The sequence below is a fragment of the Gordonia sp. NPDC003504 genome, from assembly GCF_053587995.1.
Genome location: NZ_JBSFPC010000008.1, coordinates 96,441 through 114,382 on the forward strand (window position 1 = coordinate 96,441; position 17,942 = coordinate 114,382).

The following is a 17,942-nucleotide window of genomic DNA, read 5'->3' on the forward strand; positions in this document are numbered from 1 at the left end:
CCGACACGCTGCCCTCGCTGGTGCGGACTGAGGGGATCCGGTAGAGATGGCACAACTGGAGATCGGCAGCTCCTTCGCGGGCTACCACGTCCTGGACAAACTGGGTTCCGGCGGCATGGGGGCGGTGTATCTCGTCGAGCACCCGCATCTGCTGCGCCGCGAAGCCCTCAAGATCATCTCCCTGTCCGTCAGCGACGACACCGAATTCCATCAGCGCTTCGTCAACGAGGCCCGCACGGTAGCGATGCTGAACCATCCCGGCATCGTCGCCATCCACCACTACGGCGTCACCGACGACGCTCCGTGGTTCACCATGACCTACGTCGACGGCACCGACCTGACCCACGGCGGTCTCCCCGACACCGATGTCGCCACCGTCGCCACCCGCGCCGCCACCGCGCTCGATTACGCCCACCGGCACCAGGTCATCCATCGCGACATCAAACCCGCCAACATCATCTGCACCCGCGAACCCGACGACTCCATCGACCAGGTCGTCCTGCTCGACTTCGGCATCGCCAAACTCGCCGATTCGACCCGGATGACCGCCACCCACGCGTTCATCGGCACCCTCGCCTATGCCGCGCCCGAGATCATCGACGGCCAACCTGCCGGACCAGCGTCCGATCAGTACTCACTGGCCTGCACCATCTACGAACTCCTCACCGGCCAAGCACCTTTCGAGGCACCCACCCCGTCGGCGATGATGGCCGCCCTGCTGGCGAAACCGGCGCCGCCGATCTCGACGCTGCGACCGGACCTCGCCGCTCTCGATCCCATCTTCGGGCGGGCCCTGGCCAAGGACCCCGCGCAGCGTTACCCCGACTGCGCCGCGCTCGCCGGCGAACTCGCCGCCGTGCTGGCCGTCTCGTCCGGCCACGGTCCGGCCGCCGACTCCGTCCCACTCACCTCGGGCAGCTTCGGGGCATCTGCGGTCGCGTCGCCCGTCCCCGATGCGCCCGCAGCCGGTCTGATCGACGGCAACGCCCCGACCCTCGAATCGCGTGACCGGTCACCGCATCGTCGACGCCACCTGCTCCTGGCGGCGGCCGCCCTGATCCTGGTGGCCGCCCTCGCCGTGACCGCCACCGTGTGGGCGACGCACCGGTCCGATTCGTCGCCGGTGGACGCGGTGGCCGCTCCGTCGTTCACCGACATCTCCATCGGGGTCTTCGTGTCCTGCGCCATCCGGGACCGGGAGGCCTACTGCTGGGGCCAGAACGATCACGGTCAACTGGGTGACGGCACCAACAGCAACCGGACGACTCCCACCAAGGTGGTCGGCATCACCGATGTCACCGACATCTCGGCCAGCGGCAGCAGCGTCTGCGCGGTGGCCTCCGGTGACGCGTACTGCTGGGGAACGCTGGACAACATCCTGACCCCCACCAAAGTCCCGGGCATCAGCGACGTCACCGACATCTCCACCAACGGGTCGAGCTTCTGCGCCATCGCCGGCAGCTTCCTGTACTGCTGGGGCACCAACTCCGAGGGACAACTCGGTGACGGCACCACGACCGAGCGCACCGCACCCGCCAAGGTCGAGTCACTGCAATCGGTTACCGACGTGTCCGTGGGCGACGAGACAACGTGCGCCATCGCCGACAGCGACGCGTACTGCTTCGGCCACAACGAACAAGGACAGATCGGCGACGGTACGCGCGTCAACAGGCTCACCCCGACCCAGGTGAAGGATTTCACCTATCCGGCGGCGATATCGTCCGGCGACACCTTCGACGACGGGACGACCTGTGCGCGCCGATCCGACGATGCCGCGTATTGCTGGGGGGACAACACGTCCGGGGCCATCGGCGACGGTACGACGACCACTCGACTCACCCCGGTGACGGTGCTGCCCGACACCTTGGCGGTCGTGACCGGCTACGGGTCAACCTGCGCGATCACCACCACACGAACCCTCAAGTGCTGGGGAGACTCCCGCGGGCCGCGCGGCTTCGACGATCAACTGACCCCGGCCGACGTCGCGGGTCTGAAGAATGTGACAGCGGTCTCGATCGCCAGCGGAACCACATGTGCCATCGCCGACGACGACATCTACTGCTGGGGACTCAACAGCTACGGCGAGATCGGCAACGGAACCACCGACTCCGTTCGAACGCCGACAAAGGTCACTTTCTCCTGACACGGATCATCCATTCGTGATCAACCTGTAGCCCGCCTCGAATTGCAACAGGAGTTACTGATGTAGTTCAGTGGGACTATTGTGACTCAATTCTTTGGTACCAGACCCGGAACCACCGGACGCCGTCGCCGCCGGACCCTGCGCCGTGCGGGCGTGGCCGCGCTCGGCGCGTCGGCGGCCATCGCCTTCCTCGGAGCGGGAACGGCCTCGGCCGACCCGATCGACGACATCGCCGGCGCGATCGCCGGGCAACTGCCCAACTCGTCGTCGGAGCTCGGTGGGCTTCAGGATCTGCTCCCCGCGATCCCCGGGCTGGGCGATCTGCTGCGCCCCGACGGCGCACCCGGAACCACACGTTGCACCTCGGTCATCCAGATCGGTGACTCCACCTCGGTCGGCGTCGATGACACCTCCCACGTCCCCACCGCCGCCGACACCCTCTCGGCACAGTACAAGCGCGTGGGTGCGACGACGGTCGAGCTCGACGCCGACGGTGGCCGCTCGATCGTGGAGAAGCTCAACGGACGCCCGAACGCCGACGACGCCGTGGCCGCCCATCTGGCCAAGGGACAGCAGGGCTGCTGGGTGATCGCGATGGGTGTCAATGACGCCGCCAACATCGCGGTCGGCAGTTCGGTGGACGCCGATGCACGAATCGACCGCATCATGGGTCAGCTCCAGGGCCGGCCGGTGCTGTGGCCGACGGTCGCCACCTCCGACCCGAGCAATCAGGCCTACGACGCCGCGGCGATGACGTCGTTCAACAATGCGTTGCGTCGGGCGTCGGTGCGGTATGCGAACCTGGCCGTCTACGACTGGGCGGCGGTCGCCCAGCCGGGCTGGTTCGCCGACGGCATCCACTACACCGCCGCCGGTACCGCCGAACGCAACCGTCGCTTCGCCGACGCGCTGGCCACCGCTTTCCCTCCCGGAACAGGTGCCACACCGACGGTGAAATGGGTCGCGGGCTGAGTCCTCGAGACCCTTGCGGATGCAAAGGACCTCCGCATCGAAAACCTTTGTGACACACTCTGATTTCGCGAATCGGACAGACCTTCACCCGTCCGGACGACAGTCCCGTGACGGCGCTGTGGAATTGTCGGCGGACATGGCTACACTGATCGGCTGGTGCACCCTTTCGGCGCACCTGGACACAGTTGTCACCCCCGCCCGCCTCCAGAACGAAGCCGCAGTCTGCCCGTATGCCACGTCCCACCCACAAGGGGTCCACGTACCTCCCCGCACTCGACGGCCTCCGCGCGCTCGCGGTCGGCTTCGTCGTGCTCTACCACCTCCACGTCCCGGGATTCTCCAGCGGACTGCTGGGCGTCGGGGTGTTCTTCACCCTCAGTGGATTCCTGATCACGTCGCTGTTGCTGGCGACGCGGGCACGCACCGGCGGCTTCGAACTCAAACGTTTCTGGCTCGCACGTGCGCGCCGACTCATCCCGGCGGTGTTGCTCGTCCTGGGCACCTCGCTGATCGCGGCCGCGATCGCGATGCCCGACAAACTCGCGAAGTTCTCCTGGCAGGCGCTCTCGGCCCTGTTCTACGTCAACAACTGGTACAACATCGGATCGTCGGACTCCTACTTCGACAGGTTCAGCGGACCGGGCCCGTTCGATCACCTCTGGTCGCTGTCGATCGAGGAGCAGTTCTACCTGTTCTGGCCGCTGCTCCTGGGGCTGCTCCTGCTGGTCTTCAAGAAGCGGATCTGGGTCACCCTGGTGATCCTCGCCCTGGCGCTGGTCTCGTTCCTGCTGCTCAACGGCGTGGCGCACGCCGGCTTCGACAACACCCGCGCCTACGAGGGCACCGACACCCGCGCCGGCGGACTCCTCCTCGGAGCGGCGTTGGCGTTCTGGTGGCCGGCCCGCGCCCGGACGGTCAGCCACAATCAGCGCTGCACCATCGACGTGTTCGCACTGGCCGGACTGGGTCTGATGGTCTACCTGATCGCGACCACCCCCGACGGATCGCTGTCGCTGTATCAGAACGTCATCGCGCTCCTGTCGATCGCAACGGTCGCGGTCCTCATCGCCACGGTGGTACCGGAATCGCTGGTCGCGACGGTGCTGGCGATCCCACCACTGCGATGGATCGGTGAACGCTCCTACGGCATCTACCTCTGGCACATGCCGATCATCGCGTTCATGCCGGCGACCTTCCGGTCCGAGAAACCCGTGACCACCGGCATCATCGTCGTCGTCACGACGCTGATCCTGTCGTCACTGTCCTGGCGGTACGTCGAGGACCCGATCCGACGTCAGGGTTTCCGCAAGGCCTTCACCACTCCCCGCGATCCAGAAGACACACTCATGAACCACTTCCTGGCCTGGTTGATCGCCCTCACCACCCGCTTCACCGGATGGCTGGACGCCCTCCAGCAGCGCGTCGAAGCCCGCGCGGCGCAGACCGCGACACCGGAGATCGTGACCCCGGACACCCTGACCCCGGACACCGCCGGTCCCCTCGCGCAGGCCACGTCGTCGACCGCACCGGAGACGGTCCCGGCGACGTCGGGCTGGCAACTCGGCGTGCCCGGCGACACCGCGCCCGAACCGGCCGACGTCAGCACCGGCGAGAACTCACCCACCGGAGACCCCACACCGGCCGAGGCACCCGATCCGATGGAGGTCGAAACGCTCTCGTCCGCGGACATGCCCATCGACGTCGAAGCCGCACTCGACGAGGGCTACCTCTCGGCCACCGAGACCGTCGAAACCCCGGCCGTCTCGCTCACCAAGGCCGAACCCGACGCACCGGCAGACGAAGCACCAACGGACGACGACGCCACCGCCGAGATTCCGGTGGCCCGCGCCGCCGCCGATGCGGACCTCGAGGAGACCGCGACCGTCGATGACGCAGCCGTCGATAACGATGCCACGATCGAGATTCCCATCATGCGGGTTGTCGACACCCCGGACTCGATGAGCAGTGAGCCGAGCAGCGCGGCCGATCACGCCCCGTCTGACACCGGCGAAACCCTCGGCGGTTCCGAACCGACACCCGCGGTCGGACCGACCGACGCCGACACGGTCCAGATCCCGGTCGCCATCGACGTGGAGGCCGCGCTGGACGCCACCGATTTCGTGGCGAACGAGCAGCCGGTGAACGACGCCCCCGTTCTCGAAAGCCCGGTTCACGAGAGCCCGGTTCACGAAAGCCCGGCCTCCCCGGCCGACGCCGAGACCGCCCGCATCCCGGTCGCGCCACCCCGACCCGGTCAGCCGCCGCATGGTCCGCACGGCCCGGCTCCGTCGACACCGAGTCTGCGGCGACGTCGCCGGCAGTCGCATCTGATCATCTCGATCGTCGTGGTCGCCGCGCTGGCGGTCGGCGGACTCGTCGCGCTCGGCGGACTGCATGCCGACACCCCGGATTCGCTGGACAATGCGTCCCTGGCCGAGGATCTCCCGACGACGCCGTCGACCCGACCGGCCGGGCCACTGCTGCCGGTCACCCAACGCCGCACCAGCTGCACGACGGTGATCCACATCGGTGACTCGACATCGATCGGTATGAACGACCCCGACAACCTGCCCAACCCCGCCGACCGGATCGCCGGACGGTACCGGGCAGTCGGTGCGAAGAACGTCATCACCGACATCCAGGGCGCCCGGTCGAGCCTCGAACTGGTCAACGGCGAGCCGAACGCGGTGACCGCGATCCAGGGTCACCTGGCGCGCGGCGAACGTGGCTGCTGGGTGATGGCGATGGGAATCAACGACACCGCCAATGTGGAGGTCGGCGGCCAGGGACCGGTCGACATGCGCATCGACCGGCTGCTCGGCCCCCTGAAAGACGAGCAGGTGCTCTGGCCGACGGTGATCACCAGCCCGTTGAACCAGAATCCGGCGTACAACAATGCCGCCATGCAGCGGTTCAACAAGGCGCTGCTCCGCGCCTGCAAGCGCTACCCGAACCTGCGTCTGTACAACTGGGCCGCCGAGGCGCGTCCCGACTGGTTCAGCGACGGCATCCACTACACCCCGGCCGGCTACATCCAGCGCGCCTACCGATTTTCGATCGCCTTGGCGTCGGTGTTCCCGGCCACCGACGCACCGCCTCAGGGATGCCTACTCGAGTCGTCGGGCGTGCAGACGATCCCGCCGTCGCCGACACCGCGTCCCGCACCGACCAGCCCGCAGACCGCAACGCCGCCCCGCCAGGGCTGACCCACCGGGTTGCGTCGCGAGCGAAACCCACTGTCCCCCATTAGGATCACCCATGAACGGGGCCTGTCCCCCGCGTGATCGACAGGGCCGGAAGCCGATGATGTCGCGAAGGTCGCAGCGGTCTACACTTTGACCGGCCGCTGCCGCGAACCAACCCTCGTCTCGAACCACCCAACGCCGACGTGTCCCCGGGGGCCACACCCATCAACGATTTCCTGCTCGCCCTGCTCACCGTGGTCAATCGTCTCGTGTCCTGGTTGACCGGCGTACAGGCACGTCATCTGGCCCGGCGCACCGAGGCCGCCACGGTCACCGGCACCTCGGAGCCGGTCGTCACCGCTCCCGCCGCCGAACAGGCCCATGAGCTCGTCGGAGCCGGTGTCGGACCCGCCATCAGCGGATATCCCCCGCCGCCGGTCCCATCGACGTCGCTCGTCGACGACGATGAGTCGGACCCGGCAGTCGATTTCACGACTGCCGACGATCCGGCGCCCACCACCGAGCCGGACGCCACCGAACCTGACACCACCGAGCCGGACACCACCGCGTCGCCCACCACCGACGCGGAATCAGCACCGACGCTCGAACGCGACGACGCCATCGGGGTCCCCGACACAGCGCCGTCGGTAGGCGATCCGGACGCGGCAACGCCTGCGAGTGATCCGGCCGATCGTTGCGCCCACGATGATTCTCAGGGCGAGCTGTCCACGCCCGGGAGCGACGTCGCCGACGACCACGCCGACACTCACACCGACGCCGACGCCGACGCCGACGCCGACTCGGATGAAACCCCGGCCGACGACACCGGCCCCGAGACGGATGCTCGGGTGGAAGTCCCGATGCTCGCAGTCGCCGCCGAGGCCACCGACGACGACCACATCACCGCCGACCACATCACCGACGACATCACCGCCGACGAGGCCGACGAGGCCGCCGACGAGGCCGAGGTCGACGCCTCGGATTCCCGGGTCGGAAACGTCGCCGAACCAGCCGACGACCTGGCCCCGATCCCGGCGCCGATCCCGATGATGCGACAGCGACGCCGAGAGTTGATGCCGCCCCTCGGTGCCCGACCGGACACGCCCGTCCCGGACTCGCCGCTCGCCGCCACCGCCGTGGAAGCCGACGCCGCCACCGAACCCTTCCCCGTCCACGTCGACGAGCCGGCCACACCCGCCGCGGCCGTCGCCGCCGAGACCGAGCCGGCCCCGCCCACCCCCGCGGCGCCCGGTCGCATCCGGCATGCGCTCGCCCTCGACGGTCTGCGGGGTATCGCGGTGCTGTCGGTGGCCGTGTATCACTTCTACGGACCCGCGATGCCCGGTGGATATCTCGGCGTCGACATCTTCTTCGTCCTGTCCGGGTTCCTCATCACCTCGCTGTTGGTGCGCGAGCGCGGCGCCACCCACGCCACCTCCCTGTCGCGGTTCTGGCAACGGCGAGCGCGACGCATCCTGCCCGCGGCGATCACCGTCCTGGTGATCTGCACGGCGGTCGCCGGCCTGATGAGCGGTGACGTCGCCGTCGCACTGGTCAATCAGTTCCTCGGGTCGGCGTTCTTCGTCAACAACTGGGTACAGATCGCCCAGTCGCACAGCTACTTCGCCGACACCACACCGCAGATCTTCATGCACTATTGGTCGCTGGCAATCGAGGAGCAGTTCTACCTCGTCTGGCCGTTGGCGTTCATCGCGATGCTGTGGCTGCTCCGGCGCGCTCGACTGCGGACACGGCTGCGCACCATGGCGGTGGTCGCGGCCGGCCTCGCGTCGGCGTCGGTGGCGGCGATGGTGCTGCTCTACGACCCGAGTACCGACCCGAGCCGCGTCTACTTCGGCAGCGACACCCACTCCTTCGGGCTGCTCATCGGCGTGGTGCTGGCGTTGCTGGTCACCACACCCGACGCCGACGCCCACGACTCGTGGCCGCGACGGGTCGGTGCCCGTGCGGCGACCGTGATCGGGTGGACCCTCGCACCGTTGGCCTTTGTCGGACTCGTCGTCCTGTTGTTCACGCTTCCCGACACGGCGCCGATCACCTATCGCGGCGGCCTGGTGGCGGCGAGCATCCTCACCGCCTGTGTCGTCCACAACGCCATCCGCGACACCGGACCGGTGGCGGCGTTGCTGCGCATCCGGGTCCTGCGGTGGCTGGGCGAGCGGTCGTTCAGCCTGTACCTGTGGCATTGGCCGGTCGTGGTGTTCCTGCGGCAATGGCTCGACGGCGGCAACGCCCGCGCCCACGAGGCGTGGCCCGACTGGGCGATCGGCATCCTCGCCGGCGTGGTCACCCTGGTCCTGTCCGAGATGTCCTACCGCTGGATCGAGACACCGTTCCGACGCCGCGGTTTCCGTGGCGTGCTTGCCGGCCTCGGTTCGTCGGAACGCGTTCCGTCCCTCGCCGCCGCGATGGCCGCGTCGATGGCCGTGGTGCTCTTCGCCGGCGTGTCCCTGGGGACCAGCCCGGCCAAGTCGCAGTTGGAGACCCAACTCGAAGAGCTCGCCCGACTCCAGCAACAAGCGAATCTTGTTGCACAGCAACAACCTCCACCGCGTCCGACGCCTGTCGCCCCGACCCTGCCGGCCGGTCGGGACATCACCGGCATCGGCGACTCGGTGATGCTCGCCTCGTCGCAGGCCCTGATCGCCCGATTCCCCGGGATCTACATCGACGCGCAGGTCTCCCGCCACTATTCCGGCGGCGAGGGCGTCATCCAGAATCTCGCCGCCACCCGAGCGCTACGCAAGTACGTGGTCCTCGGATTCGGCACCAACGGGCAGGCCTTCGACGGTCAACTCGACCGCATCCTGAAAGAGATCGGGCCCGGCCACAAGATCATCCTGCTGGTTCCGTTCGGTCCCGTCGACGGCATCCCGCAGGCGGCACAGCAGGTCCTGCGCTACGCGCCGCGACACGCCGACGTCTTCCTCGCGCCGTGGTGCCAGGCGGCCGCCGCACACCCGGAGAATCTCGGGCCCGACGACGTCCACCCGATCGGGCCGGGCACCTGGATGTATGCCGACGCCGTGACCGCCGGTCTACGGCAGGCGGTCACCGGGCACCGGGATCGCTCGATCTCCTGCCCGATCTGAGGGCGGTCGACGCCCGGACCCGCCGACCGATCAGCCGGTCACCCACCGGGTCGACGGGGTGGCGCCCACACCGGGCGGATAAGCGACCGACAAGGCATCGGCGAACCCGCGGTTGCGGTCGGCGGTTCCGGCTGCGGTGTAGTGGATACCGTCGCCACCGAACTCGTCGGCACCGGCGTGTCCGGCCCAGTCGTAGACGGCGAGATTGCCGTATCGGGTGGTCGCATCACGCAACGCGGTGTTGAAGGTGGCCATCGCGGCCGCCCCGAAGGCCTGGTTGCTCGGGTGGGATGAGGTCACCGTCGGCCACAGCACGGGCTGGCCCTGCAGTTGCGTCATGATGCGGTCGATCCGTTCGGCGGCCCCGATCCCGCCACCGGCGATGGCACCGGCATCGTTGACACCCATCGCGATGACCCAGCATCCGCGCTCACCGGCGGCGAGACGCGATGCGACGGCGTGTTCGGCGTCGGGTGACGGTCCGCCCACGACGGCCCGGCCACTCACCGCGTCGACCGTGACCTTGGTGGCACCGATCCGGCGGTACTGCGCGGTCGCGGTGTCCCCGGCGGTGGGCAGCATCGCCGCATTGTCGGCGGCCACCGATGTCGAGTCACCGATCTGGATCACCGTCGTACACCGTGAGGTGCCGTCGCCCCGCTGTGTGGTTCCCTCCTGTGTGGTTCCCTTCAGGGTCCCGAGGAGCCCGTCGACCACACCCGGCAGATCCTGCAGACCCGGCAGATCCGTCGTCGACGACCCGCTCGGCAGCTGGGTGAGAATCCCGGAGAGGTCATCGAACGGTGCGGCGCCGGCAGGTCCGGTGCCGAGCACGGCCAGCGCGACGCCGGCACTGATCGCACCGAGACCACCCCTGGCGATGATCCGGTGACGACTGAACTGAGAACGGAGAAATTTCATCACAACAGTCACACTGAACTACACCAGTCACTTCTGTCGCAACATCTGGCGGGCTACGAGTTGGTCAAGAACCGATGAGATCCGGACCGTACGGAACCGGGAACGCGCCCGGGCCCGGGATCAGCCCAGCGTCGCGAGGGCGCTGTCCCAGACCGCCTCGGTTCGCGCCTCCCCCGGCCCGACGACGTCGGCGAACAGAATCCGTCCGTCCGCGTCGACCACGAAGGTGCCGCGATCGGCGTAGCCACGCTCGACGCTGAACACCCCGTAGGCCCGCGCGACGGCACCGTGCGGCCAGAAGTCCGAGAGGATCGGGAAGAGAAACCCCTGCGTGGACGACCACACCTTATGTGTCGGTGGCGGCCCGACCGACACGGCGACGGTGGTGAGGTCATCGTTGCTGAACTGCGGGAGATGGTCGCGGATGTAGCCGAGTTCGCCCTGGCAGGTCCCGGTGAACGCCAACGGGAAGAACACGATCAGCACCGAGCGACCCTCACCGAGCAGTCGCGAGAGGGATACCCGCTGATTGTTCTGATCACGCAGTTCGAAGTCCGGTGCGAGATCACCGACCTCCAGGGGGGCACGCCGGTCCCCGACCGCGACGTCGGAGGCCAGGCTGTCGGCGTCGTGGACGGCCGGATCGCTCATTGCCGCTTGCCGGCTCGCGACTTCGGCTGTACCAGACGAGAACCCGACCAGTCCCCCAAACTCACCACGTTGGTCTGCGTCAGTCCGGCGGTCGGCGCCGCCTCGGCGATCTCGCTCGGGTCGACGTAACCGGTATTGCCGGTCTTCGGCGAGAACACCCAGACGTACCCGTCGTCGGCGAGTGGGGTGATGGCATCCATCAACCGGTCCACCAGGTCACCGTCATCGTCACGCCACCACAACACCACCACGTCGATGACGTCATCGGCGTCCTCATCGAGCATCTCGGCGTCGATTGCGTCCTCGATGTCGGCCCGCAGGTCGTCGTCGGTGTCGGTGTCCCAACCCAATTCCTGGACCACCATGCCGGGGTCGAACCCCAGCTTCTGTGCACTGCTGCCGTCGGAGCCAGTGCTCCCTGAGGCGGCTACCACCGCGCGAGACCTCCTGAGGTGTGAGTGTGTGCCTGTCGGCTGTTTGGAATCAGCGTAGTGCACCAAGGGGTGGTTCACCGAGATGAATTCGCGGACACGGCGATTTCCTCATGCCCGTCACACACCGGGTCAGCGGGTCGGCGTCGGCGTCGCGGCGGCGCTCGACACGCCGGACAAGCCCGGCGGCGTGGGCAGATACTGGGCGCACACCGTCAGCACGGACTGCTTGTCACGCGTCCACGTATCGGCAATCGGGTTGAGGCCCACCAACTCTCGACGGGCGATCGCCTGGCCGAGTCGATCCGAACTGGCGAGGAAGGCGTTGACGGGGTCGGTTACCGTCGCCGGAATCGACGCCGCGACCTCGGCCCGGATCTGATCGGCACCGGCGATGAGACTGGCCCGCGCCCGGTCGTCGAGGTCGCCGACACGATCGTAGGACTGCACGTCATTGAGCTTGTCGACGAAGGTGTTGTAGCCGCGCACCATCACCACCATCGACGACATCGCCTGACGGCACAGCGCCACCGTCGACTCGCGTTGCGCGGCCACCGCCGATGCGGACTGCTCCGACGAATACAGGGAGACCTCGTCGGAGTCGGCGCCCGGCGAGCCCGGGACCGTCGTCGCACAGGCACCCACCATCAGCAGAGCACCCGAGCAAACGCACGCCACGAACAGACGCACCCGCCGCGACGCACCCGGGTAAACCCGTTGATGGCGCACAGCCTCTCCTTACTCGTCGGTAATCGAAGTCGAACGCTACCGCAGGTCAGTGGGTTCATGCCGAAACCGACGCAGCCGGTGCCAACCGCACCGTCATGGGGCACGATGGGAAACGGATTCCGTCAGCGTCGACAACCATTCGCCGCGCGGAGCCCGCGTGTCATCGACTGCCGGGCACCACCCCGTCCCGGCCCCGATCGAGGAGTAGGCATCACCGTGACCGAACAGGCAGAGACGACCGAGCGTGCAGCGACGACCGAGCAGGCGACCACGGACGTCAGTGCGACCGATGGCGTGGCGGCCTCCGGAAGGCCGCAGGGACCCCGCGTGCGCGTCATCCGCGAGGGCGTCGCCTCGTATCTGCCCGACATCGACCCCGACGAGACCAGTGAGTGGCTGGAGTCCTTCGACAAGCTCGTCGAAGAACAGGGCCCGGCCCGCGCCCGCTATCTGATGCTGCGCCTCCTCGAGCGCGCCGGCGAGAGCCGTGTGGCGATCCCGTCGCTGACCTCCACCGACTACGTCAACTCCATCCCGACCGAGAGCGAGCCGTGGTTCCCCGGCGACGAGCAGGTGGAACGCAGCTTCCGCAATTTCCTGCGCTGGAACGCCGCGATCATGGTCCATCGCGCCCAGCGTCCGGGTGTCGGCGTCGGCGGCCACATCTCGACGTACGCGTCGTCGGCCGCCCTCTACGAGGTCGGTTTCAACCACTTCTTCCGCGGGATCGATCACGCCGGCGGTGGCGATCAGATCTTCATCCAGGGACACGCCTCCCCCGGCATCTACGCGCGGGCCTTCCTCGAGGGCCGCATCGGCCCCGAGCGGATGGACGGTTTCCGCCAGGAGCACAGCCACGCCGGCGAGGGCGGCGGACTGCCGTCGTATCCACACCCCCGGCTGATGCCCGACTTCTGGCAGTTCCCGACGGTCTCGATGGGCCTGGGCCCGATGAACGCGATCTACCAGGCGCGCTTCAACCACTACCTGCACGACCGCGGCATCAAGGACACCGCCGACCAGCATGTCTGGGCGTTCCTCGGCGACGGCGAGATGGACGAGACCGAATCGCGCGGCTTCGCCAGCTTCGCGGCCACCGAGGGCCTGGACAACCTCACCTTCGTCATCAACTGCAACCTGCAGCGCCTGGACGGACCGGTCCGCGGCAACGGCAAGATCATCCAGGAACTCGAGTCCTTCTTCCGTGGCGCCGGCTGGAACGTCATCAAGGTCATCTGGGGTCGCGAGTGGGACGCGCTGCTGCACGCCGACCGCGACGGCGCCCTGGTCAACTTGATGAACACCACCCCCGACGGCGACTTCCAGGGCTACAAGGCCAACGACGGCGCGTTCGTCCGTGAGCATTTCTTCAACCGCGATCCGCGCACGAAGGAACTCGTCAAGAACATGAGCGACGCCGACATCTGGAAGCTCAAGCGCGGCGGTCACGACTACCGCAAGATCCACGCCGCCTACGCCGCGGCGATGGCCCACAAGGGGCAGCCGACGGTGATCCTGGCCCACACCATCAAGGGCTACACGCTCGGCAAGCACTTCGAGGGCCGCAACGCGACCCACCAGATGAAGAAGCTGACCCTCGACGACCTCAAGGCCTTCCGCGACTCGACCCGCATCCCGATCAGCGACGCCGAGCTCGAAAAAGATCCCTACCTGCCGCCGTACTACCACCCCGGGATGGACGCCCCGGAGATCGAGTACATGCTCGACCGACGCAAGCAGCTCGGCGGTTTCCTGCCGGTGCGCCGCACCAAGGCCAACGCGCTGAAACCCGACGTCAGCGGCGCACTGAAGACCGCGGGCAAGGGTTCGGGCAAGCAGCAGGTGGCGACGACCATGGCACTGGTCCGCATCTTCAAGGAGTTATTGCGCGACAAGGAGATCGGCAAGCGGATCGTACCGATCATCCCCGACGAGGCCCGCACCTTCGGGATGGACTCCTGGTTCCCGACGCTCAAGATCTACAACCGCAACGGCCAGCTCTACACCTCGGTCGACGCCGAACTGATGCTCGCCTACAAGGAGAGCTCGGAGGGTCAGATCCTGCACGAGGGCATCAACGAGGCCGGATCGGCCGGATCGTTCACCGCGGTCGGCACGTCGTATGCCACCCACGACGAGCCGATGATCCCGCTCTACATCTTCTATTCGATGTTCGGGTTCCAGCGGACCGGCGACAGCTTCTGGGCGGCCGGGGATCAGATGGCCCGCGGTTTCGTCATCGGTGCCACCGCGGGGCGGACCACCCTGACCGGTGAGGGACTGCAGCACGCCGACGGCCATTCGCCGCTGCTGGCGGCCACCAACCCGGCGGTCGTCGCCTACGATCCGGCGTTCGCGTTCGAACTCGGCCACATCATCGCCGACGGTCTGAAGCGGATGTACGGCGAGCAGCCGGAGAACATCTTCTACTACATCACCGTCTACAACGAGCCGATCAGTCAGCCGGCCGAACCCGAGGATCTCGACGTCGAGGGCGTCCTCAAGGGCATCTACAAGTTCGCCCCGGCACCGGAGGGCAAGCAGTACCCGGCCAACATCCTGGTCTCCGGCGTGACGATGCCCGACGCCCTCAAGGCGCAGGGGATGCTCGCCGAGGACTGGAACGTCGGCGCCGCGGTGTACTCGGTGACGTCGTGGTCCGAACTCGCCCGCGACGGTGTCGAGGTCGACAAGGCCGCGGTCCGCAACCCCGCCGACGACCCCGGCCAGGCCTACGTCACCAAGGTCCTCGGGCAGTCCGACGGTCCGTTCGTCGCGGTCAGCGACTACATGCGGGGCGTCCAGGACCAGATCCGCGCCTACGTGCCGGGCACCTATCTGACGCTGGGCACCGACGGCTTCGGCTTCTCCGACACCCGTCCGGCCGCCCGGCGGGTGTTCAACGTCGACGCCGAGTCGATCGTGGTCGGCGTGCTGGTCGCGTTGGCCCGCGACGGCCACATCGACACCTCGGTGGCCGCGCAGGCCGCGGAGAAGTACAAGATCACCGACGTGACCGCCGCGCAGGTGTCCTTCGCCGACACCGGCAGCGCGTAGCTGCCACTCCGAGTTCTCGGCAGGCCGATGCGTCGCGGTGAGGGCAGTCATGACCGCCCTCACCGCGGTCGTCGTCAGGTGGTCAGGTAGCGGTGGGTTCGCCGCGAAGGCGGTGGTGAGCTCGTCGATCATCCGCTGCGTGATCGGGTCGAGATCGTCCAGATCGTCGGGGTCCTCGCCGAGGTAGTCGAGTCGTTCGGCGATCATGGTCTCGGCGGTGAACTCCCGGCCGAATGCATGTCGATGTCGATGCTCACGGCGGGTGACGAGTATGACGATCACCGCGACTGGTCGGTCGGACGTATGGCACCGCCTACATTGGAGAGATGTCCGACGCGCGCGCCAACCAGACGCCCCCACCCACCGACGTCTTCGGTGAGCGTGGCGCCCACGTTCCGGCACCGGCGACCGTGCACGACGCACTGCCCGACACCCTGCTGCGTCGGGTCAAGCAGTACAGCGGTCGCCTCGCGACCGAGGCCGTGCACTCGATGCAGGATCAGCTCCCGTATTTCGCCGATCTCGACGCCGCACAACGCGCCAGCGTGCAGCTCGTGGTGCAGACCGCGGTGGTCAACTTCGTCGAGTGGATTCAAGATCCCGAGGGCAACGTCAAGTTCACCGTGCAGGCCTTTCAGGTGGTCCCGCAGGACCTCGCCCGCCGGATCACGCTGCTGCAGACCGTCGAGATGGTCCGTGTGGCGATGGAGTTCTTCGAGAAATGGCTCCCGTTGCTGGCCCGCAACGACGCCCAGCTGCGCGCCCTGACCGAGTCGGTGTTGCGCTACGGGCGCGAGATCGGCTTCGCCGCGGCCGCCATCTACGCCTCGGCGGCCGAGTCACGCGGTGCCTGGGATTCTCGCCTCGAGGCCCTCGTCGTCGACGCGGTGATCCGCGGCGACACCGGTCCACAGTTGATGTCGCGGGCCGCGGCACTCAACTGGGATTCGGACGCGCCGGCGACGGTGATCATCGGCGCGCCGCCACCCGAACAGAACGTCTCGGTGCCGCTGGCCATTCACAACACCGCCAAAGCCCATGAGCGAGCGGCACTTTCGGTGGTTCAGGGCAGTACCCTGGTGACCATCGTGAGCGGCGCGATCCGGCCGACGGACCCGTTCACGACCGCTCTGCTCGGGCATTTCGCCGACAGTCCCGTCGTCATCGGTCCCACCATGCCCAATCTCGGAACGGCCCACACCAGCGCCACCGAGGCGATGGCCGGCATCGCCGCAGTCGTCGGATGGCCGGGCGCCCCGCGACCGGTGCACAGTCTCGAATTGCTTCCCGAGCGGGCCCTCAACGGCGACGCGTCGGCCACTGCCACGCTCATCGACACCCTGGTTCGCCCGCTCGCCCACGGCGGCGCCGTCCTCAACACCACCCTCGAGGCGTACCTCGACTCCGGGGGTTCGGTCGAGGCCTGCGCGCGCGAACTGTACATCCATCCAAATACTGTCCGGTACCGACTGAAGAAAATTGCAGAAGTCACAGGACGTGATCCAACTAACCCTCGCGACGGGTACGTCTTACGTGTCGCCGCAACGGTGGGTCGTTTGACACACTTCAGGAACGAATCATCGTCTGCAGCCACTTGAGAAACATTTGCCACACCCCTGTTTCCACATTTCTGCTGGCAGACGCCCAAAGGACACGTTCGTGTAACGAATCTCAGAGTGATGACGATGCGGGTGGCGCACCGGTCACCTTTGTGGGAACCCTACAAATCCTTGTTCTGAGGTTCATAAACCTCTACACCGCCATCGGGCGGTCAAACAGTGTTCTCTGGTCACGTGCTCACGATGCTTGCGCCCGGTCAGGGCTCTCAGACTCCCGGCATGTTGACTCCTTGGGTCGAGCTTCCCGGTGTGCGAGACCAGCTCGCCACCTGGTCGAAGCTGATCCGTCTGGACCTGCTCCGCCTCGGCACCACGGCCACCGCGGAGGAGATCACCGACACCGCGGTGACGCAGCCGCTGGTGGTCACCGCGGCGCTGCTCGCCTACGAGGAGTACTGCAAGCGCGGCGAACTCCCCGCCGACGCCGTGATCGCCGGCCACTCGGTCGGTGAACTGGCCGCCGCGGCCATCACCGGTGTCATCAGCCCCGACGAGGCCGTGAAGCTGGCCGCCATCCGCGGCGGCGAGATGGCCAAGGCATGCGCACTCGAGGACACCACCATGGCCGCGGTGCTCGGTGGTGACGAGCAGGAGGTGCTCGCCCGCCTCGACGAGCTCTCGCTGGTCCCGGCCAACCGGAATGCGGCCGGGCAGATCGTCGCCGCCGGCCGGGCCGCCGCGATCGACGAGTTGATCGCCGCCCCGCCGGAGAAGGCCCGTACCCGCAAGCTCGCGGTCGCCGGCGCCTTCCACACACACTTCATGGCACCCGCCCAGGACGCGGTGGCCGAGGCCGCCGCCGCCATCACCCCCGCCGACCCCGACCGGACCCTGCTGTCGAACTCCGACGGCCGCCCGGTCACCGACGGCGCCGACGCCCTGGCCAAGCTGGTCGCCCAGGTCACCCGCCCGGTGCGGTGGGATCTGTGCTCGGCGTATCTGCGCGAGAACGGCGTGTCCGCTCTCGTGGAACTGCCGCCCGCCGGCGCGCTCGCCGGCATCGCCAAGCGTGAACTGAAGGGCACTCCCACCGTCGCGTGGAAGGCACCCGAGGACATCGAAAAGGTCATCGAACTTGGATAGCGGTCGCGGCTGACCGCGACCCCCGGAAATCCGGCTTC

The 17,942-nt window shown here is 67.7% G+C and carries 11 protein-coding genes; 7 read left to right on the top strand and 4 right to left on the bottom strand.

The genetic code is table 11. The annotated features are described in order from the left end of the window. Positions 1–46: 46 nt before the first annotated feature. The 4 genes from ACWDPV_RS15815 to ACWDPV_RS15830 all read left to right on the top strand — a co-directional run bounded on the left by ACWDPV_RS15815 (position 47) and on the right by ACWDPV_RS15830 (position 9,413). Entirely contained in the window at positions 47–2,143 is a 2,097-nt protein-coding gene (locus ACWDPV_RS15815) for a protein kinase domain-containing protein (RefSeq protein ID WP_449743766.1), read from the top strand. 81 nt (positions 2,144–2,224) lie between these two features. Beyond that, entirely contained in the window at positions 2,225–3,115 is an 891-nt protein-coding gene (locus tag ACWDPV_RS15820; protein ID WP_449743767.1) for an SGNH/GDSL hydrolase family protein, read from the top strand. 230 nt (positions 3,116–3,345) lie between these two features. After that, entirely contained in the window at positions 3,346–6,321 is a 2,976-nt protein-coding gene (locus tag ACWDPV_RS15825) for an acyltransferase family protein (RefSeq protein ID WP_449743768.1), read from the top strand. 182 nt (positions 6,322–6,503) lie between these two features. Further along, entirely contained in the window at positions 6,504–9,413 is a 2,910-nt protein-coding gene (locus tag ACWDPV_RS15830; protein WP_449743769.1) for an acyltransferase family protein, read from the top strand. Between the two features lie 30 nt (positions 9,414–9,443). Here ACWDPV_RS15830 and ACWDPV_RS15835 read toward each other — a convergent pair whose 3' ends face one another. The 4 genes from ACWDPV_RS15835 to ACWDPV_RS15850 form a co-directional block, all read right to left on the bottom strand. Beyond that, entirely contained in the window at positions 9,444–10,334 is an 891-nt protein-coding gene (locus tag ACWDPV_RS15835; protein WP_449743884.1) for an SGNH/GDSL hydrolase family protein, read from the bottom strand. Positions 10,335–10,454: 120 nt separating this feature from the next. Next, the gene (locus ACWDPV_RS15840) at positions 10,455–10,985 is read right to left on the bottom strand and encodes a peroxiredoxin (protein WP_449743770.1); all 531 of its coding nucleotides are present in this window, start codon (positions 10,983–10,985) and stop codon (positions 10,455–10,457) included. Continuing rightward, a complete protein-coding gene (locus ACWDPV_RS15845; RefSeq protein WP_348804187.1) occupies positions 10,982–11,419 on the bottom strand; it encodes a DUF3052 domain-containing protein in 438 nt (145 codons plus the stop codon). Before ACWDPV_RS15845 ends, ACWDPV_RS15840 begins: the two co-directional genes overlap by 4 nt. Before the next feature lie 129 nt (positions 11,420–11,548). Beyond that, positions 11,549–12,145 carry a hypothetical protein gene (locus tag ACWDPV_RS15850; protein WP_449743771.1) on the bottom strand — a complete coding sequence of 199 codons (597 nt, stop codon included), beginning with the start codon at positions 12,143–12,145 and terminating at the stop codon, positions 11,549–11,551. Between the two features lie 105 nt (positions 12,146–12,250). Here ACWDPV_RS15850 and aceE point away from each other — a divergent pair, with 105 nt between their 5' ends. From aceE to ACWDPV_RS15865, 3 genes are all read left to right on the top strand, one after another. Next, entirely contained in the window at positions 12,251–15,202 is a 2,952-nt protein-coding gene (gene aceE / locus ACWDPV_RS15855; protein ID WP_449743772.1) for a pyruvate dehydrogenase (acetyl-transferring), homodimeric type, read from the top strand. Positions 15,203–15,528: 326 nt separating this feature from the next. Further along, positions 15,529–16,800, top strand: a complete 1,272-nt coding sequence (locus ACWDPV_RS15860; RefSeq protein ID WP_348804190.1) for a PucR family transcriptional regulator — start codon at positions 15,529–15,531, stop codon at positions 16,798–16,800. A 195-nt stretch (positions 16,801–16,995) separates the two neighbouring features. Next, complete coding sequence (locus ACWDPV_RS15865; protein ID WP_449743773.1) at positions 16,996–17,904, top strand: ACP S-malonyltransferase; 909 nt, start codon at positions 16,996–16,998, stop codon at positions 17,902–17,904. The last annotated feature ends 38 nt before the right edge of the window (positions 17,905–17,942 follow it).

Excerpts from the sequence above, each read along its gene's own strand:
- ACWDPV_RS15815 (WP_449743766.1), top strand. The coding sequence starts at position 47 with ATGGCACAACTGGAGATCGGCAGCTCCTTCGCGGGCTACCACGTCCTG.
- ACWDPV_RS15825 (WP_449743768.1), top strand. The coding sequence starts at position 3,346 with ATGCCACGTCCCACCCACAAGGGGTCCACGTACCTCCCCGCACTCGAC.
- ACWDPV_RS15835 (WP_449743884.1), bottom strand. The coding sequence starts at position 10,334 with ATGAAATTTCTCCGTTCTCAGTTCAGTCGTCACCGGATCATCGCCAGG.
- ACWDPV_RS15840 (WP_449743770.1), bottom strand. The coding sequence starts at position 10,985 with ATGAGCGATCCGGCCGTCCACGACGCCGACAGCCTGGCCTCCGACGTC.
- aceE (WP_449743772.1), top strand. The coding sequence starts at position 12,251 with ATGGGAAACGGATTCCGTCAGCGTCGACAACCATTCGCCGCGCGGAGC.
- ACWDPV_RS15860 (WP_348804190.1), top strand. The coding sequence starts at position 15,529 with ATGTCCGACGCGCGCGCCAACCAGACGCCCCCACCCACCGACGTCTTC.